This is a genomic window from Devosia sp. P1_H9, from assembly GCF_056405135.1.
The window spans coordinates 141913-158499 of sequence record NZ_JBFUCQ010000003.1; the positions used below are offsets into that span (position 1 = coordinate 141913).

Consider the following 16587-nt stretch of genomic DNA (forward strand, 5'->3'; position numbering starts at 1 on the left):
TTCCGAGGGCCCCAATGGTCGTGAAGCGGTCTCCCGTCCACCACTTCGCTCGCGCCGAGCCGCCGGAGTCGCTTGCCGCATTGGTGGCGGCCAACGAGCGGCTGCAGGAGTTTGCGGCGGAACTGGCCGGCGAGCAGGCGCGGGCCCGAGTGGAGCGCACGTGGTTGCGCACCATGATCGACCAGGTGCCGGACTATCTCTACATCAAGGACAAGGACTGCCGGTTCGTCATCGCCAACCGCGCGGTAGCGGCTGACCTCGGGCATGGCGACCCGAACATGCTGATCGGCAAATCCGACCTCGAGCTGCATCCGATGCCGCTGGCGCGGCGCTATTACGAGGATGACCTGAGCGTCATACGCGACGGCAGGTCGCTGATCGACCACGAGGAATATGTGGTGCGGCCGGATGGCTCGCAGATCTGGCTCTCCACCTCGAAGCTGCCGCTGCGCGGGCCTGACGGCTCGATCATCGGGCTGGTATGCAGCGCGCGCGACATCACCGAGCGTCGCCGCACCGAGGCGCATATCCATTTCCTCGCCTATCACGACTCGCTCACGGGGCTCGCCAACCGGGCGCAATTCGAGCGCGACCTGGAATCGTTGACCGCTCGAGCGGCGCTGGGCACGCCGGCGACGCTGGTGCTGATCGATATCGACCGCTTCAAGCACATCAACGACACGCTCGGGCATGTGGCCGGCGACGACCTGCTGCGGCAGCTGGCGAACCGGCTGTTCCAGCTGGTGGGGCCGGCGGGCGTGTTGGCCCGGCTCGGCGGCGACGAGTTCGCCATCCTATTGTCCGGTCCGGCGGCGGGGGCGGCGGAATCGATCTGCGCAGCGATCCTGCTGCAGTTCGGCCAGCCCTTCGTGCTGTTCGACGATCCGGCATTCATCACCGCCAGCTTCGGTATCGCGCAGTGGCGGAAAGGGTCGGATGCACTGGGCATGCTGCGCGAGGCCGACATTGCGCTCTATGAGGCCAAGTCGCGTGGGCGAGCCCGCTGGCAAGTGTTTGCCGAGCAGATGGCGGAGAGCGTCGAAGAGAAGCGGCGGATCGAACAGGACCTGCGGCGAGCCCTGACTGAGGGGGGCGAACTGCAGCTCGAGTATCAGCCGATCATGGCTGCCGACAGCCGGACGATCGTCGGTGCCGAGGCGCTGGTGCGCTGGCAGCACCCGGAACGCGGCCGGCTGGGCCCGGATACGTTCATCGGCGTGGCCGAGGAACGCGGACTGATCGAGAAGCTGGGCGAATGGGTGTTCGAGGAAGCCTGCCGGATGCTGGCTCAGACTCCGATCCCGTGGGTGGCGGTCAATGTGTCGCCGCTGGAGCTGAGAAGCCGGCGCTTTGTCGACCGGGTGATCGAGTCGCTGGCGGCCCGGCGCATCGATCCGCGGCGGCTGCAGCTGGAGATCACCGAAGGGGTGCTGCTGGACAACTCCGAGGCGACCGTGGCGGGGCTGACACGGCTGCGAGAGGCCGGGATCCGGCTGGCGCTCGATGATTTCGGCACCGGCTATTCGTCGCTGAACTACCTCCGCCGCTATAATGTCGACAAGCTGAAGATCGACCGCTCGTTCGTGGGGCAGCTGGGGAAATCGGGCGATGCCGAGGTGATCGTGCGCACCATCATCGACCTGGCGCGGTCGCTGAACATGAAGGTGACCGCCGAGGGCGTCGCCACCGAGCAGCAGCGCGACTATCTGGTGGCGCGGGGCTGCCATGAGTTGCAGGGCTTCCTGCTGTCGCAGCCGCTGCCGCTCGAGGAGTTCCTCGAGTTTACGGGGATCGCCGCCTAACTCTCCAGGATTTTCCGGGCACGGGCAACGATCGGAGCGTCGACCATCTTGCCGTCGAGCTGGAAGGCGCCGGGTTGCTCGGCCGCGGCGGCAACGACACGGTGGGCCCAGTCGCGCTCGGCCTCGCKGGGGGAGAAGCCGGCGTTCAGCCCGGCGACGGCGGAGGGGTGGACGCAGGTGGCGCCATCGAAGCCGTGGGCCTTGGCTTCCGCCGCGGCGACTGCGAGGGCGGCGAGATCGGTGTAGTCGGCACTCGACTGCAGCAGGCCGAAGCTGAGCTTGCCCTCGGCCTTGGCGGCGTAGTGCAGCAGTAGCTTGGGGTGGCGCAGCACATCGGGGGTCGGAGTGGCGCCGAGTTCGGTGGCGAGGTCCTCGCTGCCGAGCAACAGGCCGATGACACGGTGATTGGCGGCGATGGAGCGGGCGTCGAGCAGTGGGGCGGCGCCTTCGATCAGCGCAAGGAACGACATCGCAGTGCGGCTCAGCTTCGCCTCTTCGGCGCGGAGCGTGCCCGCGAGGGCATCGAGCGCGGCGGATGAACCGGCCTTGGCCACCATCACGCCGGCAGCACCGGCGCGGCAGGCGGCGAGGGCGTCCTCGCGCTGGCGGAGGCCGGAGTTGATGCGGACGAAGACGGCGGCGCCGTTGCGTCCGACCGAGGGGACCGTCGTCGCCAGGTTGACGCGTGCGGGCTCCTTATCGACTTCGGGCACCGCGTCCTCGAGATCGAGCACGATGGCGTCGGCGCCGCGTTCATGCGCCTTGGCGATGAAGCGTTCGGAGTGGGCGGGGACGTAGAGCAGAGAGCGGAGGGGCATGGTCAGGCTCCGACGGTGGTTGGATCGATACCAGCTTCGCGGAGGACTTCGGCGGTGTGTTGACCGAGATCGGGTGCGGGACGGCGGAACGTGCCGGGAGTTTCGGAAAGACGCGGCAGAATGTTGTGCATCGGCAGCGAGCCGAAATCCTTGTCCTCGACATCGATAATGATGCCACGGTCATGGAAATGGGCGTCGGCGGCGATGTCGGCGATGGAATAGATCGGGCCGACGGTGGCGCCCGCCTCGCGCATGATGCGGAGGGCTTCGTCGTGGGTGTGGTGGCTGAACCATTCGCCGACTGCTGCGTCGACGAGGTCGCGGTGCTTCACGCGATCGGAATTGGTGGCGAAGCGCGGGTCGGTGTTCATCTCGGGCTTGCCGATGACCTCGAAGATGCGGCGGGCGACTTGCGGGGTTGAGCCGGAGAGCGCGACGTACTGGCCGTCGGCGCACTTGTAGACGTTGCGCGGGGACGCGGTGTTGGAGGCGGAGCCGGAGCGCTCCTTGACCTTGCCGGTGACCTGATAGATGGCCGCCTCGGGGCCGAGGACGGAGTACATCGGCTCGAGCAAGCTGAGGTCGATGACCTGGCCCTTGGCACGCCCACGGAATCGAGCGAAGAGCGCGGTGACGGTGGCGTTGGCGCCGTAGACGCCGGCGATCATATCGGCGAGGGCGAGCGGCGGGAGGATCGGTTCGCGGTCTGGGAAGCCGGTGCGGTAGGCAAAGCCGGACATGCCTTCGACGATGGTGCCGAAGCCGGGGAACTGGGCGTAGGGTCCGGTCTGACCGAAGCCGGAGATGCGGACGATGATCAGGTTGGGGTTGGCGGCGAGGAGGGCGTCGGGTGCTAGACCCATTTCCTCGAGCGTGCCAGGACGAAAGTTCTCGATGAACACGTCGGCGGTGGTGAGCAGCGCCTTCAGCGCGTCCATATCCGGCGCCTGGCGCAGGTTGAGGACGACCGAGCGTTTGTTGCGGCCGTAGGTCTTCCAGTAGAGCGAGTGACCATCATCACGCCACTCGCGCAGCGGATCGCCTTGCGGCGGCTCGATCTTGATGACGTCGGCGCCGAAGTCGGCGAGTTGCAGGGACAGCATGTTGCCGGCGACGAGGCGCGAGAGATCGATGACGCGGATGCCGTCGAGAGGGCCGGTGGCGGTGGGGTTGAAGGGGATGGTCATGGTGCGATGCCCATAAATCCAGCGTGTGGCGCCCCCCCTTCCAACCTCCCCCGCAAGGGGGGAGGTGCCCATCGAGTTTGAGGCCGCATGGTGCCACAACCACCGGCAGACACCCTCCCCCTTGCGGGGAGGGTTGGGGTGGGGGGTGCCATACGCTCGAGCATCACAGTTCGACCACTTCCAACCGGGCAACGGTCATGCGACCAGCCGATGCCATGCGGAGACCGGCCTGGCCGTAGCGGTAGGTGCCGTCGGTGGCAGTGACGACTTCTTTGCCGTCGACGCTGAGGCTGAGGGCGTCGCCTTTCACTGTCAGCGCCAGCTTGTGGGCCTCACCCGGCTTCACCGCGAAGGGCGCATGAGCCAGGACGGTGGTGCCGTGGTCCTGCTTTACGATCACGGCCTCGCCGTTCTCGAAGCCGGCCGCATAGAACCGGGACGTGCCCTGTACGCGGGCGGCGACGAGGTGGGACTTACCGGCGAGCGGGGTGAGGTCGGCGGTGACGGTCACGTCGCGGAGGTAGCCGTTGCCGGTCCAGGCGTCGGCGTCTTCGGCGGTGTGGGCGTGGATGACGTCATCCTGCAGGGACCAGTGGCCGCGGTTCCAGGTGAAGCGGGTGATGCCGCCCCATTCCTGCTTTTCGGTCCTGGGGTCGATGGCGAGCTTGCCCTTGCCGCTCACCGAGAAGTCGGAGAGGAACAGGCGGCCGAGGAACTTGAGGCGGCCAAAGTACTCGACCAGCACGCCGATCTCGTCGATGGCTTCGTCGCCCTCGGGGATGGTAAACTCGTAGTCCTGCCAGCCTTCCGAACTCGGGACGTGCCAAGCGCCGGTTTCGACGATCTCGCCGGAGATGGCGCGGCGAACATAGGGCGCGACCCGAAGGTTGCCGTCGCCGTTCCACGGGTCGAGCTGCAGCTTGAACTTTACCGTCTGGCCGGCGTCGGCGAGCGGGGTGAACATTGGGCGATAGCGCTCGTCGTCGAAATCGGCGCGGCGGTAGAAGGGCTTCCAGAACACACGACCGCCCTGCCCGCGTTCGAGCCGGTCGAGCAGCACTTCGAGGCTACCGCGGGAGTTCGGGCCGGCCTTGGTGGTCGAGGCTTTGACCTCGATCTGGTTGAAGGGCTCGGTGCGGAAGGCGTGGGTGGCGCCGGGGGCGTCGAAATCGAAGCGGACGCCGCGGCGCTCGAAATCCTCGCCCCACTGTGCCGGCGGTTCCTTGCCGTCGAGGCGGAGGGCGAGGACGGTGAGTTCGCGGGCGAAGCTCGGGATATCGACGACGTTGAGCGTGCCGATGACGCCCGACGCGATGACGAAGTCGTTGATCGGCTTGCGGTATTTGTCCCAGCTCGGCTGCACGCCCTGGAAGGTGCCGACGATGGCGCAGGCGTTGCCGGCGTTGCAATCGGTGTCCCAGCCGGCCATGGTCGCGATCTCGGCGGTGCGGGTCAGCTCGCCCTCGCCGTAGAGGATGGCCATCACCGTGACGCCGGCGTTGGGGATGATGTGGCAGACGCCGGGGTAGCGGTCATAGCCCCAATCGGCGGTGAGCATGTCGCGGCAGAGGCGCCAATCGGACGGGTTGGCCTTGTGGAAGTCGATCACGGCGCGGGCGACGCGGGCGTAGGTCGAGTTGGCGTCGATGGTCGAGAGGCCGGTTTCAACGATCTCGTCGATGGATTTCGCGACGAAGGCTTGGGCGATGGCGGCGGCGCAGAAGCGGGCGCCGTTGAGGCCGTCGCCATCATGGGCGACCGAGGCGGCCATGGCTGACATTTCGGCGGCGCGTCTGGGATTGCCGGGGTTCACCCAGCCCCAGCTGTCGATGAAGATCTGGCCGCCAATCTGCTCGGCGACAGTGGTGCCGTTGGTGGCGATGGAACCGGACTCCGGTGCTTCCATCCCGGACTTGAGGTTCTTGTAGGCGGTGTGCTCGGTGGAGTTGCCGAAGCCGCCCCACCAGTACATGCCGTGCTCCTCGGCGGCGTAGTTGAGCCAGGTGCGACCGACATCGGCGGCGGTGGCCTTGAGCCCGTAATCGCGCAGGGCGCGGATGAAATAGACCGGGCCGTTGGTGTCGTCGTCGGCGGCGAAGTTCTTGAAATCGCGGAGGTACTGGGTGACCTCGCCATAGGTGTCGCGGATCCGCTCATAGCTCCAGATGGTCGGCTCTACCGGCGCGCCGAGGCGGACGCCGATGGCCTTGCCGATGAAGCCGGCATAGATGCGGTCGAAAATCTGGGTGGTCGAGAGCATGGGGATTCCGATGGTCAGATGAAAACGACGTCGCCGGCGGTGACTTCGGCAAACAGGCTATCGCGGCCGCGTTCGACAGCTTCGCGCGCCCGCCGGTCGGCGAGGAGGATATCGGTGGTGGTGGCGGCGAAGCGATCGGCCGCGGCGATGAGGTCGAAGCGGTTGGCGCTATCGAGCGTGGCACGGTCGGCGGCGTCGATGATGCTCTCGCCGTGCAACGCGCCGAGGATGGCGCCGGCCATGACGCCGATGGAGTCGGTGTCGCGGCCGGAATTGATGCCGTCCTCGATGCTGGTGCGAAAGGCGCCGTTGTTAACGAGGGCGAAGCCCAGCGCCAGCGGCAGCTCTTCGATGGCGCCGAGGCGGGAGGGCTGGTAGGCGGTGGAGAGACGGCCGACTTTGGCAACGGAATGGTTGACGTCGTCACCCATCGGCGAGAACGGGGCGATCGCAGAATGGAATGCGGCGACGACCTCGGCGTGGTCACTGCCCTTCAGCTTCATCGCGATGTCGGCGATCTCGGCGATGGCGTTGCGGGTGCCGTCCTTGGCGAGGCCGAGGACGGTTTCGACGATCGTCTCGATATTGGTGCCGGGGACGAATGCGGCGGCGACGGCGGCGGCGAAGACGCCGGCGGCTTCGAGGCCGTAGCTCTCCTGGTGGCCGGCGGCGAAGGCGATTGCCTCGTCATAGGCGGCGCGCGGATCGCAGGCGTTCACCACGCCGATCGGCGCCACGTACATAGCGGCGCCGCAGTTGACCATGTTGCCGATGCCGCCCTGGCGGGGGTCGCAATTGGCCAACTGGTGGCGCTGGAAGATCCATTTCTCGGGGTAGAACAGGCGGTCGATCAGGTTGGCCTCGCGCTGCATCTCGGGGATCCAGCGCGGTGTCCAGGCGATCTGGCGCACCATGCCGTCGGCCATGTCCCAGGCGTCGAGGTGGCGGTTGGTCTCGGCGTAAATATCCATCAGTGCCAGCGTCATCAGCGTATCGTCGGTGACGATGCCGTTGCCGCGGATGCGGTGGTTCCGCTGCTCGGGCGGCAGGTCCATCTTGTGCCAGCGCGCCTCGAGCGAGGTCACCCGGCCATAGCGGGCGCGGATATCGGCGGCCGAGAGCTTCTCGACCGGAGCGCCGAGCGCGTCGCCGAGGGCGATGCCGTGGAGCATGGCGCGGACGCGGCCGCGGAGGGAATTGGGCATGGTGGTCTACTTCCGCTTGTCTAGGATCACCGCTCCGCCCGCGGTCGTGGGAGGACGCCGCGGGCGGTAGCGATGGCCGGGCCTTAGCCGTTCAGCTTGGTCCGGGCATACTCGTTGAGACGGTCGCCACCGGCCGCCTTCCACTCGGCGACGAAGGCATCCCACTGGTCCATCGAGGCTTCGCCCGAGATGAACTTGTAGACCCAGGCGCGGTAGACGTTCTCGGTCGCATCGAGGTCAGCGGCGTAGTCGGCGGGCCAGACGAAGGCGTTGTCCGGCTTGAACCACGTCGTGATGTTCTTCAGCGACTCCTGAGCGGCGGCCGACTTCCACTCCACCGGCGGCACGAAGTTGGCGGCCGCGAAGAAGCGGGCGTACCAGGTGCTCATCTTGTCGGTGATGGTGTAGGTGTCGCCGGACTTGGTGTATTCCTCACCCTCGAAGCCCATCCGGTCCATCATCTGGCCTTCGGTCGATGCCATGAAGTCGAGGAGCTTGGCGACTTCTTCCTTGTGCTGCGACGTGGTCGAGATGGCGAAGCCGCGGCTTTCCTTCGACACGTCGGTCGCCGAGAGGCCCTGGCCGCCGGGGCCCGTCGGGATCGGCAGCAGCGTCAGTTCGATCGGTGTCTCAGGATGCGCCTGGCGCATCTTGCCGCCGTAGATGTCGATGACTTCCGCCGAGGAGCCGAAGATCACGCCGGCCTTGCCGGTGTAGAACTTGTCTTCCTTCACATCGAACTTCGACGTGACGTATTCCTTGTCGTAGAGGCCCTCGGCGCCGAGCTTGGCGTACCAGGTCAGTTTGGCCTTCTCAGCATCGGTGATGCGCGAGCTCACCCACTCGCCGGCTGCGTCCTTCATCCAGGTGCCGGTGATGCCGAAGGCCTGGTTGAAGATCGAGTCGAGCTCGTTGGTGTTGTCGGCGGTGGTCACGCCGAAGGTGTTGCCCGGGGTGCCGTCGCCGTCGAGATCGGCGTCGTGGATGGCCTTGAAGAAGGCCTCGTACTCATCGACCGTGGTCGGAGCCGCGATGCCGAGCTTGTCCAGCCAATCCTTGCGGATCACCGGCTGCGGGGCGCGCGGCGGGTAGACGTAGAGCAGGTAGGGGTAGTTCTTCAGGCGCTCGATGTTGTGGGGCCAGAGCGCTGCCTTGAGGTTGGGCGACTTCTCGATCCAGGGGGTGAGGTCTTCGAGGATGCCCTGGTCGGCCATCTTGGCATCGCCGCCCTGGAAGTAGATCAGGTCGGGGATATCGCCCGAGAGCAGCATGACGCCCAGAGCGTCGGCATAGCCGGACGACGGCAGGTCGACGATCTGGATGTCGAGATCGGTGCCCTGGGCCTTTAGCGCCGCTTCGATGCGCTCGATATGGGCGACGTCGGGCGGGTTGGTCGAGAGCAGGTCCTTCGAGACCAGGCGGATCACCGTCTGCGCGCTGGCCGGCATGGCCAGCGACAGGCCGAGCGCCAGCGCTGTGGTTGTCAGAAGCAAGGTCTTAAGCATGGATTCTCCTCCGTTATGCTTGTTTTCGTTGAGATTTTCGCGGCGAGCGCACGGTGGCGCGTCGCGACTTGCCCGCTGCGGCGAGAGCCTGAGCGGAATGGGGGGAAGGCCGGCCATTCCGGCCACGGCTGAACGACAGCTTGACGATCGCCATCATGGCCTCGCTCCTGTGGTGAGAGCAGCGGAAGCGCACGGAGGCGGGCTGGCTAGCGGACGATGGCGAGGTAGGCCCCGATCAGCGGCGGCGGGATCGACTAAGTGAAGCGGCTGAGCAACACGGGCGCTGCCACGGCGAGAATTGCCAGGATCAGCGCCGTCTTGAGCCAACGCCCCCGAATGCCAAGGATGAGCGCCGGCAGCGTGAAGAGCACAAAGAGGCCAGCGGCCATAGCCACGATCGCCCAGCCGATCGACCGGCTGAGTTGCTCGTTCGAAAACAGCGCCTGGCTGAGGACGAAGAATACGACGACGACGAACAGTGCCGTCTCGATCCCGGCCAACGTGAGAACCGCGATCTGCAGGCCGCGATTGGGGGGATTTGCCGTGCGCTCGGTCATGACGCTCTCCCGTGCCGCATGGCGGGAGTTTGCCTACATGTCGGGCGATAATGACAGCGGAAATTGTCATCCCTTCAGCGCTCCCGACATTGTCCCCTTGGTGAAGAACTTCAGGATCAGCGGGTAGATGGCGAGGATGGGGAGGATCGTGATGATGATCATCCCGGCCTTCAGCGCCTTCAGGTTGATCTGCGCCACGCCGATGTTGTTGGCGGCGTTGTCGGCGCCGACGATGGCGAGCTTGTCGCCTTCGACCACGAACTGGCGCAGCACCACCTGTAGCGGGTACTTGGTCTGGTCGTTCAGGTAGATCATCGCCCGGAAGAACTCGTTCCAGTGGAAGACGAGGTAGAACAGGGCGATGGTTGCGAGCGCGGGCTTGGCCAGCGGCAGCACGACCTGGAAGAAGATCTGGAAGGCGTTGGCGCCATCGAGCTCGGCTGCTTCGAGCAGCTCCTCGGGGATCTCCTCGAAGAAGCGGACCAGGATGATCAGGTACCAGGCGTTCACCGCCTTGTAGAGGATGACGCTCCAGTAGCTGTCGAGCAGGCCCATCCGCTTCATCAGGAAGTAGTCGGGGATGATGCCCGGCTCGAAGACGATGGTGACGAGGACGAGCAGGAAGATGATCCGGCGGCCCGGCAGGTTGGGCCGGCTCAATCCCCAGGCCATCAGCGCAGTGCCGACAACGCCGATGAACGTCGCGGTGCCGGTGATGAAGATCGAGTTGAGGATGCCGCGCTGCACATTGGGGTGCTGGAGCAGCAGCATCCAGACGTCGAGCGAGAAGCCGGAGGGCCAGATATCGAGGCCGCTCTTGCCCGCAACCCTGCTCGGATCGGAGAAGGAGACGGCGAGCAGGTTGAGGATCGGCTGCAGCATCAGCACCACCATCGCGAGGAGCGTCGTGACGATGATGGCGTACTCGATGCGCTCGAGCGGCGTGCGGCGGATTGCGGCACCACGGGGCGCGGCCATCACCAGACTCCCTTGCCGGTGAGGCGCTTCGAGACGAAGTGCGCGCTCAGGATCAGGATCATGCCGAACACGGCCTTGAACAGGCCCGCGGCAGTGGCCAGCGAGTACTCCCCGGTGCGGAGCCCAATCCGGTAAACGTAGGTATCGAGGATATCGATCTGGCCGCGGTTCACGTCGTTGAGGAAGTTGATGACCTGGTTGAGGTCGGCGCTGAGGAACATCCCCATGTTGAGGATGAACAGCGTCGCGATGGTCGGCACTATGCCGGGAATGGTGACGTGCCAGACCTTCTGCCAGCGGTTGGCGCCGTCGAGTTCGGCTGCCTCGTAGAGCGACTGGTCGATGCCGATGATGGCAGCGAGGTAGAGCAGGCTGTCCCAGCCGGCCGAACGCCAGATCTCGGAGAAGACCAGCACCCAGCGGCTGGAGTTACCGTCGGTCATGAAGGCCACCGGCTTGGCGCCGAAGAAGCCGGTGACCTGGTTAACGGCGCCGTCCGAGGGCGACAGGATGGCGATGAACACGCCGGCGATCACCACCCAACTCAGGAAGTGCGGCAGGTAGATCGCCGACTGCACGAACTTGCGCAGCTTGCCACTCCGCACCTCGTTCAGCAGCAGCGCGACGATGATCGGCACCGGGAAGACGAAGATGATCTTCAGCGTCGAGATGATCAGGGTGTTGGCCAGCACCTGGTAGAACACCGGCGAGGCGAACAGCGTCTGGAAGTGCTTTAGTCCCACCCAGACATTGGGCGGTATGATGCGGACCTGTTCGAACGCCATCTTGGCTTCCCAGATGGGGAAATAGTGCCAGATGAGGAAGAAGATCAGGCCGGGAGCGAGCATGACGTAGTAGGGCCACCAGCGGCGGAAGCCGGTGGTGAAACTCCCCGATCTGGGAACGTTCCCAATCCTCGGCGCAATGGACGTCGCGTTTTGCTCTACGCTCGACATGGTCTAGTTCCTCCCCGCTCCTGCGACGCGCAGGGGCGTGTGGGCCGACAGGTCGGCGAGTGAGCCTCGCTCTATCAGGCGGCACGGCAGATAGGTGCGGCCATCCTGCGGACGGCCGGCGATTTCATCGAACAGGGCCTGGGCGGCGCGGCGACCCATCTCGCGCGCCGGCTTCTCGATGGTGGTGAGGCCGGGCCAGGTGAAGGCGCCGGCGGGCACACCGTCGAAGCCGAGAATGGAGACGTCGCGCGGGCACTCGCGGCCGGCTTCGCGGGCGGCAAGCATGGCGCCGAGTGCGATCAGGTCGTTGGCGCAGAACACAGCGAGATGGCCGATCGGGCGGCGCGCCATCAGGCGCTGCATGGCGGCATAGCCGCCCTCGAAGGTGTAGTCGCTGTCCTCGGTGAGGAGGACAGCCGGATCCACGTCGCGCTCGAGGCAGTGCTCGTGCACGGAACGGAGGAATCGGGCGCGAGCCAGGCGGGACTTTGGGCCAAGGATCAGCGCAGGGGCGCTGTGGCCAAGGGCATGGAGGTGATCGAGACCGAGGCGCACCGCCTGGGCGATGTCGGAGCCGATCGAGGGTGTATCGGGGAAGCGCTCGGCGCTCGAGCCGATCAGCACGAAGGGCAGGCCGAAGCGGCCAAAATCGTCGACATTGTCGGAGACCGGGTTGACGATGGCACCTTCGACCCGGGCCTGGCGCAGGGCGCGCAGGTGGTTGGCTTCGCGAGCGTGATCCCAGTCGGAAGAGAACACCAGCAGCGAGGCGCCGTTCTGCTCGACGACATCCTGCGCACCGCGCGCCACTTCGGCCCAGAACGGGTTGGTGATATCGGGGATGACGAGGCCGAAGAGGCCGGAGCGGCCGGAGCGCATGCCGACCGCCAGGTGGTTGCGCTCGTACCCGGCAGCGACAGCGGCCTTGCGGACCTTGTCGCGCGTCGCCTCGTTGACGTCCTGGGAATCGGTGAGGGCGCGGGCGGCGGTGCTTTTGGACACCCCGGCGAGCTTGGCCACATCGATGATGGTGGGCCGTCTGCCCATGCAACCTCCCGTGCCGTTTCCGGCATCTGCTGGGAACGTTACCGGAAGTTAGCGCGCGAGTCTAGGTCAGGAGAGCTGCCGTGAGTTTGGCGGCAGATACGCCCCAGATGACCGCATCCTGAACGGCATTTTCGGTGTGATGCGGCGGGAGCGCGGGAGCTAGTGCTCTTTGGGCAGCAGGCCGCGGCGACGCAGTTCCTCGCGCACGGCGACGAAGCTTGGAACGTTGGTGATCAGTTGCGCATCGCCCAGCGGCACGAGCAGCCGCAACAGGGTGGCGTCGGAGAAGGTGCTGAGACGATGACTGTCGAACTGCTCGTCGCTGTCGCGCAGCATGGCAAGCAATTCCGCAAGTTCGCGGTCTTCCTGGTCGCTCATCGGATGCCCCGTAGCCTGACCTATAGAGGAAGCGGATTCTGCTCTCGTATATACGCATTAACACCTAACCGGGATGCGCTGCGCCGGCAAGGGACCGGCGACGGTCTCTTGCAAGCGCAAGCTGTTTGGGATCGTGGCTGGCGGGGCTCGGAGCCTGGCGCGAAGCCAGCCCCCGCCCGGCGGAAAGCCGTTTGCCGAAGGCCGGGCTCCGGTGCGCGTCAGTCGCGGGCCGCGCCGGTGCGGTAGGTCAAGGCGTTGTCGGTGGAGGCATCGGCCTGGGCCTCAAGCTGACGCAGCTCGGCGACGATCCGCGCGATGCGCTCGCGCCACTCGGTGTTGCGGCGGATGGTTTCGGCTATGTCGGGACGCCGCGGGTCGAACAGGCCCAGCGTCGCCAACTCGTTGTCGATGAGATCGAGCGAACATTCCGCCTCGGCCAGGGCCCATGGATCGGGCATGCCGTCGGCTTCGGCGGCGGCGACGTGACGCTCCAGACGCTCCACGTCGGACTGCCAGTCAAACAGAGTGATCAATTCCGTGTCCGCGCGGGCGCGGCTGTATTCCTGGTGCATGGGCATCTCCCCGTTGTGTCGTTCGTGTTGCACATCGATCGGATGCCGATGGATTTAGTCGGGCGGAACGACAGTTCAAGAGGATCGGGGGGCAGCGGACGCGAGCTACGTACCACCGTTAAACGGCCCGCTGCCTTAGTCCCGAAACGAAGACAGACTAGCGGGCCGTTGGGGCCGCCGCATTTCAGTTTGACATAGAGGGGCGCGGAAGGGGGACGGGGGTCGCTTGCGTCGGTGGCTCCGCAGCTCACCCTTCATCCCGTTCCCGCGACGGGGAGGGAGAGGCAAGAGCTGCCACTTGGGGAGCGGTTAGAAGAAGAGGTCGTCCAGGGCGTCGCCGGTGCCCTCTGCTGGTGCGTCTTCCACCTCGGTGCCGGTGAAGGCGTCGTGGAGGCGGCGCTCGGCATCCATGGTGTAGCGCTTGCGGAGGGTAGCGAGGAAGGTATCGAGGGTGTGGTCGCCCCCTCCACCATGCCCCGCATGGTCCCCCTCCCCCGCCGCGCGGGGGAGGATCACAGCCGCGATGTTCAGTTCGACGTCGCTTAGGGCTTCGGAGATGGCGCTGTGGTTGGCGAGGCTGTCGACGGCGCCGCCGAGGCGTTCGGCGACGCGGGGACCGTCGGCGTAGAGCTCGACCAGGGCCTTTTTCATCCGCATGCCGACGGTTTCGAGCTGGGTGAGGGCGGCGGTGGCCTCGCGTTCGAGATCGCCGACGCGGCCGGCGCCGGCGCCCGTGGCATTGGTGAAGGCGGCAGAGAACTGAGCCGCTTCGTTGAGGCGCTCGACCGCTTCGTGGGCGGAGACGACGGTTTCTCCGGTGAGCGTCCGGAGCTGCTGTGCGATGACATCGAGGGCACGGCCGCGGGGGCCGAGCTGGGCACATTTGACGGCGGCATTGAGGGAGACGAGGCGCATCTTGTACTCGATGTCCTGCACGGCCTCGACGTGATCGAGCAGCACCTTGACCGTTTCGGAGACGGCGCCGGCGACGCGATCGAGCTTCTCGCGCTCGCCTTCGCAATCGCGCAGCACGGTGACGGCGCGGCGGACAGCCCCGTGGAGCTCGGAGAGGGCGGAGCGGTTCTCCGCCGAGCCGTAGACCTGGCGGGCGTGCTCGAGCACAGCTTCGACATCGGCGGCGAGCTGGGTGAGGGCGTCGGCGCCGGAGGCCATTTCGACGGTGAGGGTTTCGCGGGCGGCGGCGAGCTGCTGGCGCTGGAGTTCGGTGATAGGGGCGGCGAGGGACGTATCGAGCGTGGGGTCGCCCCCTCCACCAAGCTGCGCTTGGTCCCCCTCCCCCGCCGCGCGGGGGAGGGTCAAGGCGGAGAGATCGCGCAAGGCGGCTTCTACGTGTTCGACGCGTTGGCGGGTGGCGTCGCCGACTTGCAGGGCCACGACGGTGGTGGCGACCTTGTCCGCGATGGCGCGGGACATCTGGCCGGTGATGGCGCTGGAGCGGACCGAGGTGAGCCGCTGTTCGGTGACTTCGGCGAGATCGGCCTCAAGTTCGGTCGCGAGGGCCGAAAGGGTGTCGCGATGGCCCTGCTCGAAGGTGGCGCGGGCGGCCGCGGCTTCGCCGACGACGATGGTGAGCGCCTCGTAGGTGCGCGAGAAGCGCTGGATGGTGGTGGCGGCAGACTCGGAGAGCTGCGCGATATCGGTGGTGAAGACGCCGAAGTCTTCGAGCTCGTTGACGACGCTCGCGGCGACCACACGGGCGTTGATGGCGACGATGCCCATCATCTTCACGGTGCGGCGCAACTCGGCGATTGGGTGCGCGGCGCCCCGGAGAGCCTCGACCAGCCGGTTGAGGTCGGCCTGTTCGGCGCCGAGCGCTATGGAGATTTCGCCGGCGCGGCGGCCGACGATGCCGAGACGATCGGTGGCCTGGCTGAGGTCGGGGCCCTCGAGGTCGATGGGGAGCGCCTCGAAGGTCTCGGTGAGGCGGGAGAGGATCTCGGCACACTCGGAGAGGCGGCTGCCGACGGAGAGGAAGGCGCCGTCGATGGCATCGCGCGGGGCGGCGAGGTCTGAAGCGATGGCGAGAATGCGGTGCGGGAGGTCGCCCGTGTCGTGGAGGTTATGTCCGAGGGACTGGTCGCCCCCTCCACCACCCTCCGGGTGGTCGCCCTCCCCCGCCGCGCGGGAGAGGATCATGGAGAGATCGGTGGCTGAGGACGAGGTCATGCGGTGTCCTTTTGCGGGGCACGGGCGGCGTAGGTGGTGATTTCGGTGGCGACGCGCTTGAGGGCGACGATCTTGCCGGCGGCGCCGAGCGCGATGGCTTCCTTGGGCATGCCGAAGACGACGGAGCTTTCCTCGTCCTGGGCGAGCGTGGCGGCGCCGGCATCCTTCATTTCGAGCAGGCCCTTGGCGCCGTCGTCGCCCATGCCGGTGAGGAGGATGCCCAGCGCGTTGCGGCCGGCGACGTAGGCGGCGGAGCGGAACAGCACGTCGACCGAGGGGCGGTGGCGCGACACATGCGGGCCATCGATGATGTTGACGGTGTAGCGCGAGCCGGCCCGATGCAGCGCCATGTGGCGGTTGCCCGGCGCGATCAGCACGCGGCCGGCCTCAACCACGTCGCCATCCTCGGCTTCCTTCACCTCCATCTGGCAGAGGCCATCGAGGCGACGGGCAAAGGCGGCGGTGAAGCGCTCGGGCATGTGCTGGACGATGACGATGCCGGGGGTGCCAGCAGGGAGCGCGACGAGCACGTCGCGCAGCGCTTCGGTGCCGCCGGTGGAGGCGCCGATGCAGATCACCGGATCGGTGGTGGGCATCGAGGCGGCGGCAGAGGCGGCGCGGGCGGCCGAGCGCTGCGCGATCACCACGTCGGCGGTGAGCTTGGCCTCAACCTGGAGTTTTGGCGCCGGGGGGCGGACGCGCCCCTTCAGCCGGGCATGGGCAGCGGATTTCGCGGCCTCGCAGATGCGTGTGCGGGACTCGTGGAGGAACTGCGCGGTATCGATGCGCGGCTTCTGCACCACATCGACGGCGCCGGCTTCAAGCGCCTCGATCAGGGTGTCGCTGCCCTCGCCGGCGTGGGAGGAGCAGATCACGACCGGGATGGGGCGCTGCGACATGAGCTTCCTGAGGAACGTGATGCCATCCATGCGCGGCAGCTCGATATCGAGGAAGATCACGTCGGGCACTTCGGCGCGGATGCGCTCGACGGCGATATAGGGATCGGCGGCGGTGGCCATGACTTCGAGATCGGGGTCGGAGGCGATGATGTCCGAGAGCGTGGTGCGCACGGCGGCGGAATCGTCGACGATGAGCACGCGGATCTTGCGGTCGGGTTCGGCGGACAGCGGCATTT

General features: G+C 66.6%; 14 protein-coding genes. 1 reads left to right on the forward strand and 13 read right to left on the reverse strand.

The window, feature by feature from the left end:
- Positions 1-14: 14 nt before the first annotated feature.
- Entirely contained in the window at positions 15-1802 is a 1788-nt protein-coding gene (locus AC1DYL_RS06840; RefSeq protein WP_477150954.1) for a putative bifunctional diguanylate cyclase/phosphodiesterase, read from the forward strand.
- Here AC1DYL_RS06840 and AC1DYL_RS06845 read toward each other — a convergent pair.
- The 13 genes from AC1DYL_RS06845 to AC1DYL_RS06905 form a co-directional block, all read right to left on the reverse strand.
- On the reverse strand, positions 1799-2620 hold the full coding sequence (locus AC1DYL_RS06845) for an HpcH/HpaI aldolase/citrate lyase family protein (protein ID WP_477172534.1): 822 nt from the start codon (positions 2618-2620) through the stop codon (positions 1799-1801). The two genes, AC1DYL_RS06840 and AC1DYL_RS06845, sit on opposite strands and share 4 nt — an antisense overlap.
- A 2-nt stretch (positions 2621-2622) precedes the next feature.
- Positions 2623-3807, reverse strand: a complete 1185-nt coding sequence (locus AC1DYL_RS06850) for a CaiB/BaiF CoA transferase family protein (RefSeq protein WP_477172535.1) — start codon at positions 3805-3807, stop codon at positions 2623-2625.
- 163 nt (positions 3808-3970) lie between these two features.
- Entirely contained in the window at positions 3971-6067 is a 2097-nt protein-coding gene (locus AC1DYL_RS06855) for an ADP-ribosylglycohydrolase family protein (protein WP_477172536.1), read from the reverse strand.
- A 14-nt stretch (positions 6068-6081) separates the two neighbouring features.
- Entirely contained in the window at positions 6082-7272 is a 1191-nt protein-coding gene (locus AC1DYL_RS06860; RefSeq protein WP_477172537.1) for an ADP-ribosylglycohydrolase family protein, read from the reverse strand.
- Positions 7273-7355: 83 nt separating this feature from the next.
- Complete coding sequence (locus AC1DYL_RS06865) at positions 7356-8777, reverse strand: extracellular solute-binding protein (RefSeq protein ID WP_477172538.1); 1422 nt, start codon at positions 8775-8777, stop codon at positions 7356-7358.
- Positions 8778-9031: 254 nt separating this feature from the next.
- The gene (locus AC1DYL_RS06870; protein ID WP_477172539.1) at positions 9032-9334 is read right to left on the reverse strand and encodes a hypothetical protein; all 303 of its coding nucleotides are present in this window, start codon (positions 9332-9334) and stop codon (positions 9032-9034) included.
- A gap of 66 nt (positions 9335-9400) precedes the next feature.
- Positions 9401-10312: a carbohydrate ABC transporter permease gene (locus AC1DYL_RS06875; RefSeq protein ID WP_477172540.1), complete on the reverse strand. Its 912-nt coding sequence runs from the start codon at positions 10310-10312 to the stop codon at positions 9401-9403.
- Positions 10312-11268: an ABC transporter permease gene (locus AC1DYL_RS06880; RefSeq protein WP_477172541.1), complete on the reverse strand. Its 957-nt coding sequence runs from the start codon at positions 11266-11268 to the stop codon at positions 10312-10314. The genes AC1DYL_RS06875 and AC1DYL_RS06880 overlap by 1 nt, the downstream gene beginning before the upstream one ends.
- 3 nt (positions 11269-11271) lie before the next feature.
- Positions 11272-12315, reverse strand: a complete 1044-nt coding sequence (locus AC1DYL_RS06885; protein WP_477172542.1) for a LacI family DNA-binding transcriptional regulator — start codon at positions 12313-12315, stop codon at positions 11272-11274.
- Positions 12316-12474: 159 nt separating this feature from the next.
- A complete protein-coding gene (locus AC1DYL_RS06890; RefSeq protein ID WP_477172543.1) occupies positions 12475-12693 on the reverse strand; it encodes a hypothetical protein in 219 nt (72 codons plus the stop codon).
- A 218-nt stretch (positions 12694-12911) separates the two neighbouring features.
- A complete protein-coding gene (locus tag AC1DYL_RS06895; protein WP_477150944.1) occupies positions 12912-13265 on the reverse strand; it encodes a hypothetical protein in 354 nt (117 codons plus the stop codon).
- A gap of 309 nt (positions 13266-13574) precedes the next feature.
- Positions 13575-15452, reverse strand: coding sequence for a hypothetical protein (locus AC1DYL_RS06900; protein WP_477172544.1), 1878 nt, complete (start codon positions 15450-15452; stop codon positions 13575-13577).
- Positions 15449-16585: a protein-glutamate methylesterase/protein-glutamine glutaminase gene (locus AC1DYL_RS06905; RefSeq protein ID WP_477172545.1), complete on the reverse strand. Its 1137-nt coding sequence runs from the start codon at positions 16583-16585 to the stop codon at positions 15449-15451. The genes AC1DYL_RS06900 and AC1DYL_RS06905 overlap by 4 nt, the downstream gene beginning before the upstream one ends.
- Positions 16586-16587: the final 2 nt, after the last annotated feature.

Excerpts from the sequence above, each read along its gene's own strand:
- AC1DYL_RS06850 (WP_477172535.1), bottom strand. The coding sequence starts at position 3,807 with ATGACCATCCCCTTCAACCCCACCGCCACCGGCCCTCTCGACGGCATC.
- AC1DYL_RS06880 (WP_477172541.1), bottom strand. The coding sequence starts at position 11,268 with ATGTCGAGCGTAGAGCAAAACGCGACGTCCATTGCGCCGAGGATTGGG.
- AC1DYL_RS06895 (WP_477150944.1), bottom strand. The coding sequence starts at position 13,265 with ATGCACCAGGAATACAGCCGCGCCCGCGCGGACACGGAATTGATCACT.
- AC1DYL_RS06885 (WP_477172542.1), bottom strand. The coding sequence starts at position 12,315 with ATGGGCAGACGGCCCACCATCATCGATGTGGCCAAGCTCGCCGGGGTG.
- AC1DYL_RS06900 (WP_477172544.1), bottom strand. The coding sequence starts at position 15,452 with ATGACCTCGTCCTCAGCCACCGATCTCTCCATGATCCTCTCCCGCGCG.
- AC1DYL_RS06840 (WP_477150954.1), top strand. The coding sequence starts at position 15 with ATGGTCGTGAAGCGGTCTCCCGTCCACCACTTCGCTCGCGCCGAGCCG.
- AC1DYL_RS06865 (WP_477172538.1), bottom strand. The coding sequence starts at position 8,777 with ATGCTTAAGACCTTGCTTCTGACAACCACAGCGCTGGCGCTCGGCCTG.
- AC1DYL_RS06870 (WP_477172539.1), bottom strand. The coding sequence starts at position 9,334 with ATGACCGAGCGCACGGCAAATCCCCCCAATCGCGGCCTGCAGATCGCG.
- AC1DYL_RS06860 (WP_477172537.1), bottom strand. The coding sequence starts at position 7,272 with ATGCCCAATTCCCTCCGCGGCCGCGTCCGCGCCATGCTCCACGGCATC.
- AC1DYL_RS06855 (WP_477172536.1), bottom strand. The coding sequence starts at position 6,067 with ATGCTCTCGACCACCCAGATTTTCGACCGCATCTATGCCGGCTTCATC.
- AC1DYL_RS06905 (WP_477172545.1), bottom strand. The coding sequence starts at position 16,585 with ATGCCGCTGTCCGCCGAACCCGACCGCAAGATCCGCGTGCTCATCGTC.
- AC1DYL_RS06890 (WP_477172543.1), bottom strand. The coding sequence starts at position 12,693 with ATGAGCGACCAGGAAGACCGCGAACTTGCGGAATTGCTTGCCATGCTG.
- AC1DYL_RS06875 (WP_477172540.1), bottom strand. The coding sequence starts at position 10,312 with ATGGCCGCGCCCCGTGGTGCCGCAATCCGCCGCACGCCGCTCGAGCGC.